Source organism: Acinetobacter sp. WCHAc060042 (assembly GCF_003231195.1).
In the GTDB taxonomy this organism is placed as follows: domain Bacteria; phylum Pseudomonadota; class Gammaproteobacteria; order Pseudomonadales; family Moraxellaceae; genus Acinetobacter.
Map to the genome: position 1 here is coordinate 60,737 of NZ_QKVN01000018.1, position 19,722 is coordinate 80,458.

At 40.1% G+C, this 19,722-nt stretch carries 18 protein-coding genes; 9 read left to right on the top strand and 9 right to left on the bottom strand.

Annotation, left to right across the window (positions count from 1 at the left end; all coding sequences use genetic code 11):
- Positions 1–96 precede the first annotated feature (96 nt).
- Positions 97–591: an Lrp/AsnC ligand binding domain-containing protein gene (locus tag DPG01_RS09545; protein ID WP_086209216.1), complete on the top strand. Its 495-nt coding sequence runs from the start codon at positions 97–99 to the stop codon at positions 589–591.
- Between the two features lie 66 nt (positions 592–657).
- Here DPG01_RS09545 and putP read toward each other — a convergent pair whose 3' ends face one another.
- A complete protein-coding gene (gene putP, locus DPG01_RS09550; RefSeq protein ID WP_110974924.1) occupies positions 658–2,181 on the bottom strand; it encodes a sodium/proline symporter PutP in 1,524 nt (507 codons plus the stop codon).
- Between the two features lie 424 nt (positions 2,182–2,605).
- Here putP and aspA point away from each other — a divergent pair, with 424 nt between their 5' ends.
- The 5 genes from aspA (at position 2,606) to DPG01_RS09575 (ending at position 10,327) form a co-directional block, all read left to right on the top strand.
- The gene (aspA, locus tag DPG01_RS09555) at positions 2,606–4,054 is read left to right on the top strand and encodes an aspartate ammonia-lyase (RefSeq protein WP_110974925.1); all 1,449 of its coding nucleotides are present in this window, start codon (positions 2,606–2,608) and stop codon (positions 4,052–4,054) included.
- A 127-nt stretch (positions 4,055–4,181) separates the two neighbouring features.
- On the top strand, positions 4,182–4,541 hold the full coding sequence (locus DPG01_RS09560; protein WP_162900277.1) for a hypothetical protein: 360 nt from the start codon (positions 4,182–4,184) through the stop codon (positions 4,539–4,541).
- 140 nt (positions 4,542–4,681) lie between these two features.
- Entirely contained in the window at positions 4,682–8,140 is a 3,459-nt protein-coding gene (gene mfd / locus DPG01_RS09565) for a transcription-repair coupling factor (protein WP_110974935.1), read from the top strand.
- Positions 8,141–8,371: 231 nt separating this feature from the next.
- Positions 8,372–8,806: an HIT domain-containing protein gene (locus DPG01_RS09570; RefSeq protein ID WP_004696995.1), complete on the top strand. Its 435-nt coding sequence runs from the start codon at positions 8,372–8,374 to the stop codon at positions 8,804–8,806.
- Between the two features lie 57 nt (positions 8,807–8,863).
- Positions 8,864–10,327, top strand: a complete 1,464-nt coding sequence (locus DPG01_RS09575; RefSeq protein WP_110974926.1) for an adenylate/guanylate cyclase domain-containing protein — start codon at positions 8,864–8,866, stop codon at positions 10,325–10,327.
- 75 nt (positions 10,328–10,402) lie between these two features.
- Here DPG01_RS09575 and fdx read toward each other — a convergent pair whose 3' ends face one another.
- The 8 genes from fdx to DPG01_RS09615 form a co-directional block, all read right to left on the bottom strand.
- Complete coding sequence (gene fdx, locus DPG01_RS09580) at positions 10,403–10,741, bottom strand: ISC system 2Fe-2S type ferredoxin (protein WP_086209211.1); 339 nt, start codon at positions 10,739–10,741, stop codon at positions 10,403–10,405.
- A 16-nt stretch (positions 10,742–10,757) separates the two neighbouring features.
- The gene (gene hscA, locus DPG01_RS09585) at positions 10,758–12,617 is read right to left on the bottom strand and encodes a Fe-S protein assembly chaperone HscA (protein ID WP_110974927.1); all 1,860 of its coding nucleotides are present in this window, start codon (positions 12,615–12,617) and stop codon (positions 10,758–10,760) included.
- Between the two features lie 37 nt (positions 12,618–12,654).
- On the bottom strand, positions 12,655–13,170 hold the full coding sequence (gene hscB, locus DPG01_RS09590) for a Fe-S protein assembly co-chaperone HscB (protein ID WP_086209209.1): 516 nt from the start codon (positions 13,168–13,170) through the stop codon (positions 12,655–12,657).
- Between the two features lie 122 nt (positions 13,171–13,292).
- Complete coding sequence (iscA, locus tag DPG01_RS09595; protein ID WP_086209208.1) at positions 13,293–13,613, bottom strand: iron-sulfur cluster assembly protein IscA; 321 nt, start codon at positions 13,611–13,613, stop codon at positions 13,293–13,295.
- Between the two features lie 37 nt (positions 13,614–13,650).
- Positions 13,651–14,037 carry a Fe-S cluster assembly scaffold IscU gene (gene iscU, locus DPG01_RS09600; RefSeq protein ID WP_086209207.1) on the bottom strand — a complete coding sequence of 129 codons (387 nt, stop codon included), beginning with the start codon at positions 14,035–14,037 and terminating at the stop codon, positions 13,651–13,653.
- Between the two features lie 104 nt (positions 14,038–14,141).
- Positions 14,142–15,359 (bottom strand): IscS subfamily cysteine desulfurase, encoded by a 1,218-nt coding sequence (locus DPG01_RS09605; protein ID WP_086209206.1) that lies wholly within the window; start codon positions 15,357–15,359, stop codon positions 14,142–14,144.
- A gap of 1 nt (position 15,360) precedes the next feature.
- Positions 15,361–15,834, bottom strand: coding sequence for an Rrf2 family transcriptional regulator (locus tag DPG01_RS09610; RefSeq protein WP_110974928.1), 474 nt, complete (start codon positions 15,832–15,834; stop codon positions 15,361–15,363).
- A gap of 113 nt (positions 15,835–15,947) precedes the next feature.
- The gene (locus DPG01_RS09615) at positions 15,948–16,595 is read right to left on the bottom strand and encodes a hypothetical protein (RefSeq protein ID WP_110974929.1); all 648 of its coding nucleotides are present in this window, start codon (positions 16,593–16,595) and stop codon (positions 15,948–15,950) included.
- Between the two features lie 193 nt (positions 16,596–16,788).
- Here DPG01_RS09615 and DPG01_RS09620 point away from each other — a divergent pair, with 193 nt between their 5' ends.
- From DPG01_RS09620 to DPG01_RS09630, 3 genes are all read left to right on the top strand, one after another.
- Positions 16,789–17,256 (top strand): phasin family protein, encoded by a 468-nt coding sequence (locus DPG01_RS09620; RefSeq protein WP_110974930.1) that lies wholly within the window; start codon positions 16,789–16,791, stop codon positions 17,254–17,256.
- 168 nt (positions 17,257–17,424) lie between these two features.
- Complete coding sequence (locus tag DPG01_RS09625; protein ID WP_004697018.1) at positions 17,425–17,697, top strand: HU family DNA-binding protein; 273 nt, start codon at positions 17,425–17,427, stop codon at positions 17,695–17,697.
- Positions 17,698–17,828: 131 nt separating this feature from the next.
- Positions 17,829–19,694 (top strand): SurA N-terminal domain-containing protein, encoded by a 1,866-nt coding sequence (locus DPG01_RS09630; protein ID WP_110974931.1) that lies wholly within the window; start codon positions 17,829–17,831, stop codon positions 19,692–19,694.
- Positions 19,695–19,722: the final 28 nt, after the last annotated feature.

Sequence of the window (19,722 nt, forward strand, 5' to 3'; positions counted from 1 at the left end):
TAATGTGTTGAGAGATCTATAGTAATTAATTTATGATTACAGAAAGAATGCCGAATAACTCACTATAATTTGTATGCTATTTAGAGATTAATTCAGATGACGAGCCCAATTATTGGTTTGGACCGAACAGATATCAAAATATTGGATATTCTTCAGAGAGATGGAAAGATATCGAACATTAAACTTGCCGAGGAGGTGAACCTATCTGCCACGGCGGCTTTGGCTCGGGTGCAAAAATTAACTAAGGAAGGTTTTATTTTAAATTATGAAGCGCGTTTAAATCCAAACATGCTGAATGCCAGTTTTGTGGTGTTTGTTGAAATTCTTTTGGATAAGACGACACCGAATGTTTTAGATGATTTTCGCCATGCGGTATTACAACACGATGAAATTGTGGAATGTCACATGACCAGTGGCGGTTTTGACTTTGTGGTGAAGATTCGCTGTGCCAGTATGGACGAATTTCGTAAAATATCAGGTCAAGTGTTATGGCAGTTGCCGGGTGTGAAAGAAACGCGCAGTTATCCAGTCATGGAAGTCATCAAAGAAAGTTCACGTATTCAGCTGAAATATAAACCGCAGTCGAAATGATTGAGTGTACGAAATGTAAATAAGGGGCTTAAAAGCCCCTTAATTTTTGCCATTCCAAGCGTTACATTAACGTTGTGCAGACTCTTCTTTCATTTCAGCCATTGCTTGTTTATAGAGTGCATCTGCTTTTTCAAAGTGTTGAACCATTTCAGCTTCAGGCGCTTTGCCCAACAAGCTTACAACGACAATACTGATCCAAGAGAAGATGAAGCCTGGGATGATTTCATATAGGCCAAGATGCCCCATAGTATTTTTCCACAGAATAACAGTCACGGCACCTACAAGAATACCTGCAATAGCACCATTCAAGGTCATACGCTTCCAGAACAAAGACAAGATAATGAGTGGACCAAATGCCGCGCCAAAACCTGCCCATGCATAAGCCACAAGGCCTAGAACTTTACTGTCAGGGTTGCTTGCTAAACAAATTGCAAGAACTGCAACAGCAAGCACCATGAAACGACCCACCCAAACCAGCTCCTTTTGAGATGCTGTTTTGCGGATAAATGCTTTGTATAAATCTTCAGTCAATGTGGTAGAACATACCAGTAACTGACAGCTTAACGTACTCATTACTGCGGCTAAAATTGCGGCCAGAACAATACCTGCAACCCATGGATTGAATAAGATTTTAGTTAGTTCCATGAACACAGTTTCGGGGTTTTGAGAAACCACTGCGGCGAGTTCAGGGTGCTGTTGGAAGTACGCAATGGCAATAAAACCTGCTCCTACCGCACCACCTAGACATAAAATCATCCACGTCATACCAATACGACGTGCAGCTGGAATTGTTTTCACAGAATCTGCTGCCATGAAGCGGACAAGAATGTGTGGCTGACCGAAATAGCCTAAGCCCCAAGCTAAGGATGATAGAACGGCAACCGTACTCAACTCAGAGAAAATATGCATCGCTTGTGGACGAGCAGTTTCAAGTAAAATCGTGAATTCAGCTGCATTACCATCAATCGCAAGGTAAGTCATGATTGGGGTCAATAGTAACGCAAAAATCATTAAACCTGCTTGGAATGTGTCTGTCCAGCTAATTGCGAGGAAGCCACCAATACAAACATAACTGATAGTCGCGATCGCGCTAATCCAAAGTGCAGTGGTGTAATCCCAACCAAAGATACTTTCAAACAGGCGAGAGCCAGCAACCATACCTGAAGCACAGTAAATGGCGAAAAAAACTAAAATTACAACCGCAGAAATCATACGTAAGATACGTTTACGGTCTGCAAAACGACCAGTAAAGTAATCGGGTAGTGTAAGTGCATTATTCTGGATTTCAGTGTGCACACGTAAACGTCCTGCAACCAATAACCAGTTCAGCCAGGCACCAATAATCAGACCGACTGCAATCCATGCCTCAGATAAACCTGATAGATAAATTGCACCTGGTAAGCCCATGAGTAACCAACCACTCATGTCTGATGCACCAGCAGAAAGGGCAGTAACGACACTTCCTAAACTACGACCACCTAAGATGTAGTCATCAAAGTTGCTGGTAGATTTGTATGCATAGAGGCCAATAGCAACCATGGCAAAGATATAAACTAAAAACGTGACGAGGGTGGGGTTAATTTGACTCATAGGCATTCCTTGGCAAAAAATCCGAGATGGGAGATTTTTTAATCGCTTTGTTTGAGAGGGCGATTCAATCATGAAAATAAAATTACACTCTGTAACAGTTGTGAGATATTTTTGTGTGTTTTATGTAAATATTAATTGTTTTTTAAAATTGTCTTATAACTTATTGAAAATATTTTATTTGTTTGTTGCTTAGTTTTAGTTTGTGCAAGTTGTACAAAATTTATATTTTTCATTTTATGAAATCATTGGCTTAATTATCATTTAAAGCTTATTTTAATTACGAGATGTTACAATTAATACATAAAGCAAACATTCAAATATAAAATATTTCATTTATGAAATATATTTACAGCAATGAAACATATCGAAAAGACTAGTATTTCATTATTGCACTAATTCTGTGCATCTAAGTGAGTACTAGGCAGTGACTACGGTTCAAGTCGATCAAACAAGAATAGAACGTGATTTATTGGGAGCGAAGGAAGTTCCAATGGATTGCTACTATGGCATTCATACTTTACGTGCTTTAGAAAACTTTCAAATTTCTAATCAGAAAGTAGGAACTCAACTTCATTTTATCCGTGCTTTGGCGCAAGTTAAAAAAGCCTCAGCGCAAAGCAACTGTAAATTTGGCAAAATCTCTCCCGAAATTGCTCAGGCTATTGATATTGCATGTGATCAATTAATCCAAACTCCTGAAAGCTGGACGCATGCTTTTCCTTTAGATGTTTATCAAGGTGGAGCAGGCACGTCGATTAATATGAATACCAACGAAGTGTTGGCCAATCTCGCATTGGAGCACTTATCACTTCCTAAAGGTAAATACGACGTTATTCATCCAAATGACCATGTAAATAAATCACAATCGACCAATGATGTGTACCCAACCGCGCTACGTTTAGCAACGTATTACAGTTTGGATGACTTATTTATACAGATCCAAAATTTAATTCATTCTTTGCAAGGCAAAGCAGTTGAGTTTCAATATGTCTTAAAGATGGGGCGTACTCAGTTGCAAGATGCTGTGCCGATGACTTTGGGGCAAGAGTTTCGTGCCTTTGCAACTTTATTAAAGGAAGACTTACGTTTAATTGAACGTACACGTGAGCTTTTATTAGAAGTGAACTTGGGTGCAACTGCAATTGGTACCGGGGTGAATACACCACAGGGTTATGCAGTTGAAGTGGTTCAGGCCTTGAAAGAGCTGACGGGTCTTAATTTAATTGGTGCGGAAGATTATGTTGAAGCAACCAGTGACTGTGGTGTGTTTATTATCTTATCGAGCACCTTAAAACGTTTGGCGGTGAAGCTCTCGAAAATCTGTAATGACTTACGCTTACTCAGTTCTGGTCCACGTACCGGTTTGGCTGAAATTCGTTTACCAGAACTACAGGCTGGTTCATCTATCATGCCTGCAAAAGTCAATCCTGTGATTCCTGAAGTGGTGAACCAAATCGCGTTTAAAGTGATTGGTAATGATTTAACTGTGACCATGGCAGCAGAAGCAGGTCAGTTACAGTTGAATGTAATGGAGCCTGTTATTTCACAGAGTATTCATGAGTCAATTAAATTGCTTAGAAATGGTATTGCTGCATTAGACACTAAATGTATTCAAGGTATTCAAGCCAATGAACAAGTATGCTATGACGCAGTTATGCGTAGTGTTGGCATTGTGACTTTACTTGATCCAATTTTAGGTCATGCGAAATGTGACGAAATTGGGAAACAGTGTATTGCTGAAAATAAAACCATTCAACAGGTAGTATTGGAGCAAGAGCTACTGACACAAGACCAGTTGGATCAAATCTTCTCATTTGAAAACTTGGTGACTGAGGTGACGCCTACAGTCGTTCCTTTGGCACAAGTCAGTTAAACATTTATAGCCTTAGAAATGTATAAAAGCAGCCAATCGGCTGCTTTTATACATTTAAGCTAAGACTGGCTAACAATCTAGCCTGGTTAGAACTACAATATGCAGAGAGAAAGATGATTAGATTGATATGCTCACTAAACTAACCAATTTGTTGAAACGAAAGAAAGATGCACCAGAACAACTGTTTTTGCAGCAGCATCAGATTGAATATGATGAACAGAATGGATTTATTATTGAGGGTGTTGTGATCAATGATATACATGCTGAACGCTTGGCGTATTTCTCAAATCGTCGAATCAATCAGTTTGATGACCTCAATGCACTTTTTTATAGTGCGATGTTGATGAATGAAAAAATTGATTTGGAAATAGCCAGTGGGCGCTTTGTTGCTCGCTTGGGTAATAATCTTGAAAACTTAACCGAGTTAAAGCACATCATTAAACTCCTGAGTGACTATTATTATCAGTTTATTCGCGATAAAAAATAGAGCATTTAAATGACATAAAATTGAGTGATGAAAGGGGCTTGGCTACGTGTAAGAGGGTGTTTTGTAGCGAAAAATAACGTGCGGCTTTAGGACATCGTGCTAGTATATGACGCATGTTTTTAGGTGCTTAAGCAATGCCCATGTTCCAAGAAGAAATCTCCCAACTGAATGTGCAACAACTAAAAGCGGGCGAAAAAAGATGGCTCGGAAATCTGCTCGGCTCATCTGTTGCGCTATTTATTCAAACGCTCAGTACACAGAATAAAAAACTTTTTGTGGTTGTTGCAAAAAATAACCAACATTTGGCGCAACTCGAAAGTGAGTTTGAGTTTTACGGCATCCGACCGACGATTTTTCCTGATTGGGAAATTCTGCCTTATGACCGGTTATCTCCTCATCAAGATATCGTGTCTGAGCGTCTCGCGATTTTATCCAATATGCCACAAACGGGTGTCTTATTGATTTCGGCTTCGACCTTGGCACAACGTGTGGCACCGACTTCGTGGGTTTTAGGTGAGCATTTTGATATCCGGGTCGGTCAAAAGTTTGAATTGGAACAGCAAAAGAAACGTTTGATTCAAGCAGGCTATCATTTGGTCGACACAGTATACGACCATGGTGAATTTGCAGTTCGCGGTAGCATTATGGATATCTATGCCTCAGGTCAAGCGGCGCCAATTCGCATAGATTTATTTGATGATGAAATTGAAACTCTTAAATTTTTTGATCCGGAAACACAGCGCACCACGGAAAACTTAAAACAATTCTCTGTCTTACCTGCGAAAGAGTTTCCGCTGAAAGAAGCGCGTAGTGTATTCCGTGATCGTTATGCGGAGATGTTTCCAACGGCGAACCCTAAGAAGAACCCAATTTATCAGGATGTGCTAGAAGGGATTGCATCACCAGGGATTGAGTTCTATTTCCCACTTTTTTTTAGTACGGAGCAGATGCAAGCTCAAAGTACACTACTTTCATACTTACCTAGTCATTCTATTGTCATTACAGATAAACAGGTTGATGATGGTTTAGATAGTTTTTGGAAAGAGGTTGATCGTCGCTATCAGGACCGTAGACACAATATTGATCAGCCCATTTTGCCACCTGAACAACTTTTTATTTCAACCAATCAAATTTTAGAACAGCTCAATACCTTTCCACGCATTATTGCCTCAGGCGATATTTTCGACTTAAAAGCGGGGGTGGTGAATTTAAAGACTGAACTTCCACCTCGTTTACCCGTCGACCCAAAAAGTGAAAAACCTTTTCATGCGGTGAAACAGTATATTGATACAGCAAATCATCCCGTATTACTGGTTGCTGAAAGCGCGGGGCGTCGTGAAACTTTAAAAGATGCATTGCGCGCAACATTGGGAGAAATTCCTAATGTCGAAAATTTTGCTGAGTTTCAAAAGTCTTTACATGCCATTGCCATTACCAATGCACCATTAGAACGTGGTTTGGTCTTAAAAAATACGCTGAGTGTTATCTCAGAAAACCAGTTGTATGAACACCGTGTGGTGCAACGTCGGCGTAAGCGCCAACAAGAGGTTTCTGAAGAGTTTCTCATTCGCAGTTTGACTGAGTTGAGCATGGGTGCGCCAGTTGTACATATTGACTATGGTGTAGGACGTTATGCAGGTTTAGTCACTTTAAGTATTGATGATCAGGACTATGAGTTCTTGCAGCTTGACTATGCCGATGCTGCCAAAGTTTATGTTCCTGTGACTAATCTGCATTTGATTAGTCGCTATAGTGGTGGTGACCCAGACTTGGCACCCTTACATAAGTTGGGTACAGATGCTTGGAGCAAAGCGAAGCGTAAAGCACTCGAGCAAATTCATGATGTGGCGGCAGAATTGTTACATATTCAAGCACGTCGTCAAGCCAAACCTGGTTTTGGCTTTGAGCTAGAGCATGGCCAATATATGCAGTTTTCCAGTGGCTTTGCCTATGAAGAAACGCTAGATCAGGCTAATGCGATTGAGGCGACTTTATATGACATGCAACAGGCGAAACCAATGGATCGTTTGGTCTGTGGTGATGTAGGCTTTGGTAAAACTGAAGTGGCAATGCGGGCTGCTTTTTTAGCAGTACAAAACAATAAGCAAGTTGCGGTTTTGGTTCCAACAACTTTGTTGGCTCAACAGCATTATGAGTCGTTTAAAGACCGTTTTGCGGATTGGCCTATTCGTATAGAAGTTTTATCTCGTTTTGGTAGCAGTAAGAGCCATACTAAAACGATCGAAGATCTGGCAGAAGGCAAAGTCGATATTGTGATTGGTACGCATAAAATCTTGCAAGAAAGCGTCCAGTTTAAAGATTTAGGTCTTATGATTGTGGATGAAGAGCATCGGTTTGGGGTGCGTGATAAAGAACGGATCAAGGCGATGCGTGCCGATGTGGATATGTTAACCCTTACCGCAACACCAATTCCGCGTACTTTAAACATGGCGTTTAGTGGTATGCGAGATCTTTCAATTATTGCAACGCCACCTGCACGACGTTTAGCGGTCAAAACTTTTGTACAAGAGCATACGGGTGATGCCGTCAAAGAAGCTATCTTGCGTGAATTACTGCGTGGTGGGCAGGTTTACTTCTTGCACAATGAAGTAGAAACCATTGAGCGCGCGGCTGAAAGTCTCCGAGAGTTGGTGTCTGAAGCGCGTGTTGCTGTTGCACATGGACAAATGCGCGAACGCGAGTTAGAGCAAGTCATGCAGCAGTTCTATCATAAAGAATATAATGTATTGGTTTGCTCAACCATTATTGAAACAGGGATTGATGTCCCAAATGCCAATACTATCTTGATTGAACGTGCTGATAAATTGGGGCTTGCGCAGTTGCATCAACTTCGTGGACGTGTTGGGCGTTCGCACCACCAAGCCTATGCATATTTACTGGTACCATCCATTAAAGGATTGAAAGGCGATGCTGAAAAGCGTTTAGATGCTATTCAGCGGGCCTCAACCCTTGGAGCAGGTTTCATGTTGGCGACGGAAGATTTAGAAATTCGTGGAGCTGGTGAGTTACTCGGTGAGCAACAAAGTGGATCAATGCAAGCCATTGGTTATAGCTTGTATATGGAAATGCTCGAGAAGGCGACTAAAGCTATTCAAAAAGGGAAAACGCCAAATTTCGATGCGCCACTATCACTGACCGCAGAAATCAATTTGCATATGCCAGCCTTGATTCCAGATGAATATTTAGGAGATGTGCATCAGCGTTTATTGTTCTATAAGCGGATTAGTAATACAGATAGTCAGGAAAAGCTTGATAATATTCGCATGGAGCTGATTGATCGTTTTGGTATACCGCCACAGCCTGTGAAGCAACTCTTTGCTGTTCATCAGATTCGCCTAAAAGCTGAAACATTAGGGATCACGAAAGTCGATATTTCGGGCAATGGAGGAGCTATTGAATTCTCACCTGATACACCTGTACAGGCCATCAGTATTATTCAAATGATGCAAAAACACCCTACCTTTTTTAGAATGGAGGGCGGTCAGCGCTTAAAGGTGATGGTGATGTTAGAAGAGTATGAAAAGCGAATTCAGTTTATCAATGACTTATTAGCAAATTTACTTAAAGAATTGCATTAATTAGCAGCTCTAATTTGCTGTTATTTCATACAGATATCAGGTATTTCGTAGGTGTTTGCACGACAAAAAGAAATACTTGATTTTTTGATGAAATTTATTAAAGTGATAAATGTGATGTAGTTCAAAGTAAAACGTATTTTATTTGTATTGAAACACATTGCTTATAATATTCACCTCCGATTGGATGTGATAGTATTAGCCATTATTCTAATTTGCATCATTTATAAAGATATGTTTAGTTTGCATCCACAACTTGCTCAAGATACGTTTTTTGTAGGCGACTTTCCACTTTCAACATGTCGCTTAATGAATGATATGCAATTTCCGTGGCTAATTTTAATTCCACGCGTGCCAGGTATCACTGAGTTATATGAACTCAGCCAAGCCGACCAAGAACAGTTTTTACGTGAGTCAAGTTGGTTGTCAAGCCAATTAGCTCGCGTATTCCGAGCTGATAAAATGAATGTTGCTGCTTTGGGTAACATGGTGCCACAGCTTCATTTCCACCATGTGGTTCGTTATCAAAACGATGTTGCATGGCCAAAACCAGTTTGGGGTACTCCAGCTGTTCCTTATAGCAATGAAGTCCTTGCACATATGCGCCAGACTTTAATGCTTGCATTACGTGGACAAGGTGATATGCCGTTTGATTGGCGTATGGACTAATTCACGTGGAAATCAAATCAGGGATGATTTGATCGTGCGCATCATGGGGAACAATCAGTGCCATTAGACGATTGGATATCTAAAGAACCCAAACAATTTGAATACTTCCATCGAGTGATGGGGTATAGCATGTTGTCGCTATTGACTATCGTTTATCACTACACGATGGCGGATACGCATTATCAAATTTATGTCCCATTATTGTTATTGGTTGTATTGTTGTTTACACCACCATTTTCACGGTGGTTGGGCTATCGCTTTGACACTAATGTACGACGTAGTGTGATGTTTGTGATTGATATTGTTGTCACTTCAATTATTTTGGCAGCAATTCATCTGAATATCGTACTCACTTTTTTGTCTATTTTTGCACTGCTTTATACCGCCATTAGCAACAAAGTTTCATTTCTCATGATTTCTTTGGCGAGTCTGATTGGTGTTGTTGTTTTTTATTTATCTCTGATCTTTATCTTTGGTTTTGGTGAATATTTTGAAGCGACCAGTACCGAGCTGACCGTATTGGGTTTTTTGTGTCTGATTACTTATTTTGGTGTGGGTAGTTATTATCAGCGCAACCAAATGCAGGATATATATCGCCGCAAGAATCATTATTACGATCAAATGAATCGCTACATGGAATTTGCGAATCAGTTGAGCCGCTATGCTCCAGTGCAACTGTGGCAGTCAATTATGAAAGGTGAGTCTGAAGCGAAAATTGAATATAAACGTAAAAAACTCACGGTTTTCTTTTCAGATATTCAAGGTTTTACAGAGTTGTCTGAAAGCTTAATTCCCGATGATTTGGCATTCCTGCTTAATGACTATTTAAGACACATGACCGAGATTGCGAAGCAATACGAGGGTACTGTTGATAAATTCATGGGGGATGCCATTTTAGTCTTTTTTGGTGATCCGAATTCTGAGGGTGTAGAGCGGGATGCGCAGAATTGCTTAGAAATGGCAATGGCAATGCGCCAGCAAATGAAAATTTTGCGTGAGCGTTGGGTGAAAATGGGTTATCCGCCTTTGCACATTCGTATGGGTATTTCTACGGGTTATTGTCACGTTGGAAACTATGGTGCATCACATCGGATGGCTTATACCATTGTTGGGCGTGATGCCAACCTCGCTGCACGCTTACAAAGTGCAGCGCAAGTCGATGAAATCTTAATTTCAGATGATACGCATAATTTAGTAAAAAATGACTATCTTTGTGCACCGAAAGCACCAATTTTCCTTAAAGGGATAAAAGGGGCTGTGAAGACTTGGCAAGTCGTTGAAAAATATACATCTCAGAAATCAGACTACCAACGCTGGTTTGATTATGAATATAAGGGATTTCATTTACTGCTGAATTTGGATGAGGTGCAGAATTTTGAATACCCGCAGTTGATTCAAGTTTTAGAAAAAATGATTCAACGTATTCAAACGCAGCAAAAAATGACGAATTCTCAAGGTATTGTGAAATTAAATCTTGAAGATGAGGTCGTTGAAACCGTTAAAAGAAACGAATACCATTAATGATGATATGCTTGTAAAAACAAGAGACATTAAAAAAGCCACTACAAATGAGTGGCTTTTTTAATGTTTGCAAAATCAGTGATTTTCAGACGCATGGTTAATGGTGTATTTCGGGATTTCAACTTCTAAGTCTTCATCTACTAACTTCACTTGGCAAGATAAGCGAGAATCAGGCTCTAAGCCCCAAGCACGATCTAGTAAATCAGCTTCAATATCATTCATTTCTTCTAAGCTGTCAAAACCTTTTCGCACCACCACATGACACGTTGTACATGCAGCAGACATATCACATGCATGTTCAATTTTGATTCCATTTTTGAGTAAGCTTTCACAAAGATTTGCATTTTGCTCGACTTCAAACTCAGCACCTTCTGGGCAGATTTGCGCATGTGGAAGAACTTTAATACGTGGCATAGTCTTTACCTATAAATTAGTTTGAGTTTGACCAGTCGTCGAGTTTTGTGCCTTTCAGCGCAGCATCGATATGCTGATTCATGCGTGCTGCTGCAAAAGCATCACTGTGTATTTTAAGCTGTTCAACAGCAGATTCAATGGCTTTGATTTCTGTTGTTTCAAGTGTTGCTTCTAATGAAGTTTTAGCTGCATTTAATGCAACTTGCTGCTCACTTGTGAGTAGGTGTGCATCTATTTTTAGTGCTTGTTCTAAAGCTTCAAGTTCACGTTTGGCTTCCACTTTGGTTTCTTGTAAGTGGCGAAGATTTTTATCTTCTACAGCAAACTTGTAACCATCCAGAAGTAAGCGTTCCATATCGCTATCAGCCAAACCATAAGATGGTTTGATGTCGATTTGCGCATGTACGCCAGAGGTTGTTTCTTTGGCAGAAACCGTCAGTAAGCCATCTGCATCTACTTGGAAAGTCACTTCAATACGTGCTTGACCTGCAGTCATAGGTGGAATGCCACGAAGAACGAAGCGACCTAAGCTGCGACAATGTTCAACCAAATCACGTTCGCCTTGAACCACGTGGATTAGCATCGCAGTCTGACCATCTTGGTAAGTCGTGAACTCTTGACGACGTGCAACGGGAATGGCTGTATTGCGTGAAATAAGACGCTCAACCAAGCCCCCCATGGTTTCAAGACCGAGAGATAGTGGGGTGACATCAAGTAGTAATGCCCCATCTGCTGTATTGCCAATCAACTGGTTAGCAGTAATTGATGCACCAATTGCGACAACTTCATCTGGATTGATCGTACACAATGGTTCTTGAGCAAACACTTCACGAACAGCATTTTGTACAGCGTAAGAACGTGTTGAACCACCAACCAAGACTACGTTTTGAATGTCGCTAAGTTCAAGCTTGGCATCGCGGAGCACACGTTTGCACACGCTAATCGTCTTATCTAAAGCAACTTTGATAATGCTTTCAAATGTCGTGCGATCAAGAGTCAGGCTATGCTCTAGCACCTGCAAATGTACGCTTTCTGCGTTTGTTAAAGCTTCTTTGGCTTTACGCGCAGCAACCAAAACATGTGCATATTCAGTATCATCGAACTGCTCAATGTTGAGTTCTTTTTTCGCCCATTTTACGATTAAACGATCAAGATCATCACCACCTAATGCGGTATGGCCACCTGTTGCTAAGACCTCAAACACGCCTTGTGAAAAGCGTAGAATGGAAACATCAAACGTACCGCCACCTAAGTCATAAATTACATAGTTATGATCATGTGCAAGATTGGTGTCTTGGTCGAGACCATACGCAACTGCAGCAGCGGTAGGCTCATTTAAAAGACGCAATACGTTTAAACCTGCAAGTTGTGCGGCATCACGTGTTGCTTGACGCTGAGCTTCATCGAAGTATGCAGGAACGGTAATCACTGCACCATTGACTTCATTTTTTAAGCTTGCTTCAGCACGATCTTTCAATTGCTTTAAAATTTCAGCGGACACTTCGACAGGGGTTTTGCGGCCCTGTGAGGTTTCAAAAGCGGGCATTTGATTATCTTCACCCACTAAAGTGTATGGGTGTTGAAACTTAATGTCGGCTTTAGAACGGCCCATAAAACGTTTGACCGAAACAATGGTATTTTTAGGATCGGAAGTCAAAAAGGGTTTTGCTTCATCGCCATACTGAATTTGGTTTGTATCATAATGTGCGATCGAAGGAAGCAAGACACGACCTTGTTCGTCGTGTAAAACTTTGGCTTTGCCTGAAAGGACAGTGGCAACAAGAGAGTGAGTTGTACCTAGGTCGATACCAATGGCAATACGGTGTTCATGTGGCGCACTTGATTGTCCAGGTTCTGCAATTTGCAAGAGAGCCATGAGTTACATCCTTTGAGCGTCAAAAATTAAAAATAGGTTAAAATTCATCATCTAAATCAAAGTTATCGTCATCTTCAAAACGATCTTCAGCTTTGTCTATATCATGCATGACTTTGACAAAGAAACGAAGTTTGCGGACATCATCACGTGCTTCAGCCCAATCTTCAGCTTCAAAATCAATTTTGAATTCACGAACTAAACCGTCAATCCATTGTTGAACGTCAATTTTGAGTGATTGTAATTCATCTGCTGAACGTGCTTCATCGAGTTGTTCGCGAATCTCTAATGCGGATTGAAGAAATTCAAAGTCGTTGATGGATTGATCAAGATGGTAGTCTTGTTTTTTTAAACCTAATAAATATCCTGCGCGGCTATCGACCTGAGATAAAACTTTAAATGCTTGATTGATCTCGCTTGATTTAATCAGGGCTTGATCTTTATCGAGAGCTTTATCTGGGTGATATTGTTGCTGCAACTTTAAAAACTCTGCTTTTAAGGCTGCTAAATCAATATCGAGTGCTACTGGGAGGTTAAACAACTCAAAATGATTCATAGAAAGGGGGTTCCGCGCTAAATTTGGAGTGCTTGCAAAAGCAAAAACACGCTATGTAAATGCAATTAAAACAGTGCAATACACACTGTTTTAATGTCTAAAAGGCAAACCTGTGGTTTGATTTATACAGTGAAAGATTCACCACAACCACATTCACCTTTTTTGTTTGGGTTATTAAACTCAAAGCCTTCGTTTAAACCGTTTTTCACATAGTCCATCTCCATACCATCGAGATAAACCAAGCTTTTTGGATCGACAAAAACCTTTACCCCAAACTGCTCAAAAGTGGTGTCATGTGCATCAATTGAATCAACAAATTCGAGCACATAAGCTAAACCAGAACAGCCTGAAGTTTTCACGCCAACGCGAATACCTTCACCCTTACCGCGATTTTTTAAATAATTGCTGATATGAGTTGCAGCATTTTCAGTTAAATGGATCATGAAAACTCCGTTAATCGTTCTTTAAAATGCAAAGCAATTAAGCTTTAGATTTTTTGCTGCGGTAGTCTTCAACCGCTGCTTTAATCGCGTCTTCAGCCAGTACAGAGCAGTGTACTTTTACTGGAGGAAGAGCAAGCTCAGTTGCGATATCAATATTTTTGATCGCTTGAGCTTCATCTAGGGTTTTACCTTTTAGCCATTCAGTCACTAAAGAGCTTGATGCAATAGCAGAACCACATCCATAAGTTTTGAAACGTGCTTCTTCAATCACACCGTTGTCATCCACTTGGATCTGTAAGCGCATTACGTCACCACATGCAGGTGCACCGACCATACCTGTACCAACGTTTTCCGCATTTTTATCTAATACACCAACATTACGAGGGTTTTCGTAATGATCAATTACTTTTTCGCTATAAGCCATGATGCGTCTCCAAACCTCGGGGTCAGCGTTAATATTTAATATGGGGTTAAAACTTGATTTTTCAATGAAGTCATCCAGTATGTGAATGACTTCAAAGGATAAAATTAGTGTTCAGCCCACTCAACTGTAGAAAGGTCGATACCTTCTTTGTACATGTCCCAAAGTGGAGAAAGTTCACGAAGTTTCTCAACCGCAGAGCGTGTTACTGTAAGTACGTGGTCAATGTCTGCTTCAGTGGTGTATTTACCAAAACTGAAACGAATTGAGCTGTGCGCAAGTTCGTCAGACAAGCCTAATGCACGTAATACATAAGAAGGTTCTAATGTTGCTGAAGTACATGCTGAACCAGAAGATACAGCAGCGTCTTTCAACGACATCATTAACGATTCACCCTCAACAAAGTTGAAACTGACATTTAAGTAGTTTGCAACGTTTTGTGTTGGATGGCCGTTTAAGAAAATTTGTTCTAAGTCTTGTAAGCCGTTCCAAAGCTTGTCACGAAGTACGCGAATGCGTGCTTGTTCAGAAGCTAAGTTCTTACCTGCAAGTTCAAATGCTTCACCCATACCAACGATTTGGTGTGTTGCAAGTGTACCAGAACGCATACCGCGTTCATGACCGCCACCATGCATTTGTGCTTTTAAGCGAACGCGTGGAGTACGACGTACATAGAGTGCGCCAATACCTTTAGGGCCATAAATTTTGTGAGCAGAGAAGCTCATTAGGTCTACTTTCATAGTTGAAAGGTCAATTTCAACTTTACCTGCGGCTTGAGCTGCATCGACATGGAAGAAGATCTTGTGTGCACGAGTGATTTCACCAATTGCTGCAACATCAGTCACAGTACCAATTTCGTTGTTCACCATCATTAGGGAAACAAGAATGGTATCTGGACGAATAGCTGCTTCAACCATTTCAGGGGTAATTAAACCCGTGTTTGGTAGTGGCTCAAGGTAAGTGATTTCAAAACCTTCAGACTCAAGCTCACGGCAAGTATCTAAAATAGCTTTGTGTTCAATTTTACTGGTAATAATGTGCTTGCCTTTAGACGCATAGAATTGTGCTACGCCTTTAAGTGCAAGGTTATCAGATTCAGTAGCACCAGAAGTCCAAACGATTTCGCGTGGATCTGCTTTGATCAAGTTCGCAACTTGTTCACGTGCATATTCTACTTTTTCTTCAGCCTGCCAGCCGTAAGCATGCGAGCGAGATGCTGGGTTGCCAAATGTGCCGTCAAATGTCAGACATTCCATCATGCGTTCAGCGACTTGAGGGTCTACAGGAGTTGTTGCTGCATAATCAAGATAAATTGGACGTTTCATGTCAAATACCTGTTGCCGATAAAAGGGCTGAATCTGAAGGTGCTGTATTTTGGCGAATGGCAACTTTTTGGACGTTGTCACGTGCTACAAGGTCAGCAAGAGTGATTTTAGCGAGATAGTCGGCAATGTGATGGGAGAGTTCTTGCCATAAATCGTGAGTTAAGCACATTGCACCATTTTGGCAGTTGCCTTTATGGTCACAGCGAGTGGCATCAACTGTTTCGTTTACAGCTTCAATAACTGCTAATACTGTAATTTCATCAGCGCGACGAGCTAAATGGTAGCCACCATTGGCACCACGAATGCTAGAAACTAAGCCGTGGCGCTTTAATTTCGCAAATAACTGCTCAAGATAAGCAACAGAGATAGTTTGACGAGCTGCAATTTCAGCAAGCGTGATCGTTTGTTCAGTTGGCTGCAAAGCTAAATCAAGTAGAGCAGTCACTGCGTAGCGTCCGCGAGTTGTTAAGCGCATGATTCGATACACATGATTAGACTAGATGTGCCGATTTTAAGAATCCTGACTAAAATAGTCAAGTTTTTTTAATAATGATTATGCGTATTTAATTTGCTTGAAATATTATGTAGTTATGCAAGCCAAATATTATATACCAATAAGCTAATCAAAAGTATAGAAAACAGTAAAAATGTGACATTTATACGTTTTTGGCGTTGCTCCATGCGACGAATACGGTTTTTGTATTGTTTCACTTCAACTTGTAGTGTGTTGATTTTAGAGCGTTGCTCATCAATTTTTTCTAAAAGTGGCGCAATACGTTTTTTTGATGCAACCACATTTTGTGGATCAGTTGGTTCAGTTAACCAGTTTTTCCAGTCGGCTAAAACTTTAGGAGCACTAAAGTGTAAAATTAAATCTCTGAACTCATCTTTGAGTATGATGTCGCCATCAATACGCATGGTTTTAATACTGCGACGGTTTCCAAAAACGAAAATTTTAATTAAATCCATTAGGGTAGTGCGCACATCGAGATCGACAGATTTTTCAGGTGCTTTCGCGTCAAATAAAACACCTTGAGCGGTAAAGGTGATATAGAAGTCGAAATAAGGCAGGTAGCTATTTATTTTAATCGCAATATTTTGCTCAACAAACTTTTTTGAATGTAGAGCAACCACACGGTCATGTTTTAAAATAAGAGAAAAGATCGTCTCAAGAACAATCATTAGCATAGTGAGTAGCATATGTGTTTGATTGTGTTCTTTTTGAGAATCACTCATAAGTAGTAACCTAAATCCTGACCTGAAATGAGCATCCTGCTCGCAAAAACTTCAGACTTAAAATAAAAAATGTAATAAAGATGCTTTGTAGAACAGTTTTGCAAAACGATCAAGTCCAATCTTTGGTAGTATAGTGCAATCTATAAGATTTTTTGGAAGTTTTTGCACATAAATCATGCAGGAGATGGTGCTAATGGAAAAAGCAGATAGAGCGTTGGATGATATTTTGCAAGAAGATGAAACATTAAAAAAAACAAAAACTAAGCATCATTTTCACCGTAAAAGTAGTTTAGATTTTAGAAAGTACACTAAGCAAATTTGGTTGGCTGGTTTAGGTGCTTTCTCACGTGCGGAAGAGGAAGGCAATAAATTGTTTGACTCACTCGTCCAAGTAGGCGAGGAGCTAGAATCAAAAACCACTGAAATTGCAGATCAAACAGTTGAAAAAGTATCTGAAAAGGCACGTGAATCGGTTACGGATACTAAAGATAAGGTTGAGAAGATCGTAGACCGGAGTGTAAATCATTCTTTGAACCGTATTGGTTTAGTTACGGTCAAAGATATTCAGTACTTGGAAAACTTAATTCTTCAGCTTAACGAAAAAATAGATGTTTTGATTGAAGAAAATAAGAAGTTAAACGAAAAAGTGAATAAAAAGTGATCTGGTTGTGCTTTTGTAGCAATTTCAAGGTTTTTTTGTGATTTATTTTCCAAAAAAGCCTATACAGAGTATTGCGTTTTCACCTAAAGCATTGCTATAAAGGCGTTACGGTAATTTATACTAAACTCTTGGACCTTAAATAAACGATATTAAGAGGACGCGATCCACATGAATAAATCAGAATTAATTGATGCAATTGCAGAAAAAGGGGGTTTGTCTAAGACTGATGCTGGTAAGGCCTTAGACGCTACAATTGCTTCGATCACTGAAGCGCTTAAGTCTGGTGATACAGTTACACTTGTTGGTTTTGGTACTTTCAATGTGAAAGAACGTGCTGCACGTACTGGCCGTAACCCACAAACTGGTGCTACTTTAGAAATTAAAGCAAGCAAAGTACCAAGCTTTAAAGCAGGAAAAGGTTTAAAAGATTCTGTTGCATAATCTTTTAAATAAATCCTAAACGCGCCATTTCGGCGCGTTTTTTATTAAACATTAGAAAATGTGACGATAACACATTCATTCATTGCTACTTTTCAGTTAAAATCTCGTGCAAATAAAATATTGGAATACTTATGGAATCTTTTCGTAAAGTTATTAAGGGTTGGTTGGGCAAAGCCTTACTCATTTTGTTTTTGACCCCTTTAGCACTTGTAGGTATTGAAGGATATTTTAGTAGCGGATCAAAAGACGCTGTAAAATCAGTCAATGGTCAAGATATTTCTGAAAAGGAACTAGAAACACTAACAGCGTCTTTTAAAGAACAGTTCTTGGCTTATGCCAATGGTGATGAAACTTTATTGAATCAAAGCTTTATCAAAGATAAAGCAATGGATCAACTGATCTCTAATACCTTGTTGTTGCAACAGGCGGAAAAGCTAGGTATTTCACTTAGTGATACTCAAATTGAACAGATGATCGCTCAGCAACCAAGTTTTCAAGAAAATGGAAAATTTTCTGAAACACGGTATTCTAGCTATTTACAATCTGTTGGAATGAGTAGTGATGCTTTGGTTGCAAATCTGCGCCAAGATCATGCATTAAAAATGATGCGTTCTACTTTTGCTGATTATGCTTTGGTGAGTAAATTAGATATTCAGCAGATTGCGAATTTGCAAACAGAACAGCGTACCGTACAGTTTGCCAATGTAAATCTTGATGAATACAAAAAGAACATCAGTGTTTCAGCTCAAGAAATTGCTAACTACTACAAGCAACATCCATCAGCATTTAAACAAGTAGCAAGTGTAGATGTAGACTATGTGTTGTTAACACCTGCAAATGTTCCTGCTACGACATCACCAGTCACTGATACTGAGTTACAACAAGCTTATACTCAGTTTGTTGAAGCACAGAAGCAAAATGTTGCACCTTTGGTGAAACATATCTTAATTACTGTAGATACGCGTACAGATGCTGAAGCGAAGAAGCGTGCAGAAGAAGTTGTTGCAAAAATTAAAGCAGGCACAAGCTTTGCAGCCGCAGCGGCTCAATACTCTGAAGATACGGCATCTAAGTCTAATGGTGGCGTACTGGCAGTCTATAACAAAGGTACATTTGGTGATGCTTTTGATCAAGCTGTAACATCACTTAAATCCGGTCAAGTGTCTGCACCTGTTAAAACTGAATTTGGTTATCATGTCATTGAAACTGATGCACCTGCTGTGAAGTTGCCATCTTTTGAAACCGAAAAAGCACGACTTACTGCTGAAGTTCAAAAAAGTAAAACAGCCAATGCGTTTTCAGACACTGTAAATAGTTTAAATGAGCAAGTTGTAGATTCTGATGCTTTGGATGTGGTTTCACAAGAAGTGAAAGGCGTACAAGTTCAAACTCTCAAAGGTATGACACTTTCTACACAGCATCCTGTATTAAGCAATGCAGCAGTAAAAGTGAAACTGTTTAACGATGACGTTAAAAACGGTGACCGTAACGCGACCAGTAGTATTCAACTTACAAATGGTGATGTTGTCTGGGTCAAAGTACGTGATTACCATGCGGCAGGTGTGCAAACGCTTCAAGAAGCAACTCCACGCGTGAAAGCAAAATTAGTTCAACAAAAAGCGTATGAAGCGGCGAAAGCGAAGATTGCGCAAAGTTTAAAAGACTTTAAAACTCAACCAGCGGCATCAGTTGTTGCGAAGAGTGGTTTAACGTTTACTGCGCCGCAAGTGTTTATTCGTTCGCAAGGTCTTCCTCGTGTAGTTGAGCGTGCGGCATTTAGCCAGGCGACGCCAAAAGCTGGGCAATGGTCTGTAACAACAGCATTATTGCCGACTGAAATGGTCGTAGTCGCAGTATCAAATGTAAACAAGACGACGTCTAATGCGTTGACGGATGAACAGTTGGCAGAGCTTTCTAAGCTATATCAACAGCTTCGCGGTCAGCAAGAGTCAGAAGATTATGTGCAATACTTAAAAGCACATGCAAAGATTAAATAATCATATCGAATAAAAAAACCTGCATTCG

Bases quoted from the DNA above. Each gene is read 5' to 3' on its own strand.
- DPG01_RS09545 (WP_086209216.1), top strand. From the start codon at position 97: ATGACGAGCCCAATTATTGGTTTGGACCGAACAGATATCAAAATATTG.
- putP (WP_110974924.1), bottom strand. From the start codon at position 2,181: ATGAGTCAAATTAACCCCACCCTCGTCACGTTTTTAGTTTATATCTTT.
- DPG01_RS09560 (WP_162900277.1), top strand. From the start codon at position 4,182: ATGCTCACTAAACTAACCAATTTGTTGAAACGAAAGAAAGATGCACCA.
- mfd (WP_110974935.1), top strand. From the start codon at position 4,682: ATGTTCCAAGAAGAAATCTCCCAACTGAATGTGCAACAACTAAAAGCG.
- DPG01_RS09570 (WP_004696995.1), top strand. From the start codon at position 8,372: ATGTTTAGTTTGCATCCACAACTTGCTCAAGATACGTTTTTTGTAGGC.
- fdx (WP_086209211.1), bottom strand. From the start codon at position 10,741: ATGCCACGTATTAAAGTTCTTCCACATGCGCAAATCTGCCCAGAAGGT.
- hscA (WP_110974927.1), bottom strand. From the start codon at position 12,617: ATGGCTCTCTTGCAAATTGCAGAACCTGGACAATCAAGTGCGCCACAT.
- hscB (WP_086209209.1), bottom strand. From the start codon at position 13,170: ATGAATCATTTTGAGTTGTTTAACCTCCCAGTAGCACTCGATATTGAT.
- iscA (WP_086209208.1), bottom strand. From the start codon at position 13,613: ATGATCCATTTAACTGAAAATGCTGCAACTCATATCAGCAATTATTTA.
- iscU (WP_086209207.1), bottom strand. From the start codon at position 14,037: ATGGCTTATAGCGAAAAAGTAATTGATCATTACGAAAACCCTCGTAAT.
- DPG01_RS09605 (WP_086209206.1), bottom strand. From the start codon at position 15,359: ATGAAACGTCCAATTTATCTTGATTATGCAGCAACAACTCCTGTAGAC.
- DPG01_RS09610 (WP_110974928.1), bottom strand. From the start codon at position 15,834: ATGCGCTTAACAACTCGCGGACGCTACGCAGTGACTGCTCTACTTGAT.
- DPG01_RS09615 (WP_110974929.1), bottom strand. From the start codon at position 16,595: ATGAGTGATTCTCAAAAAGAACACAATCAAACACATATGCTACTCACT.
- DPG01_RS09620 (WP_110974930.1), top strand. From the start codon at position 16,789: ATGGAAAAAGCAGATAGAGCGTTGGATGATATTTTGCAAGAAGATGAA.
- DPG01_RS09625 (WP_004697018.1), top strand. From the start codon at position 17,425: ATGAATAAATCAGAATTAATTGATGCAATTGCAGAAAAAGGGGGTTTG.
- DPG01_RS09630 (WP_110974931.1), top strand. From the start codon at position 17,829: ATGGAATCTTTTCGTAAAGTTATTAAGGGTTGGTTGGGCAAAGCCTTA.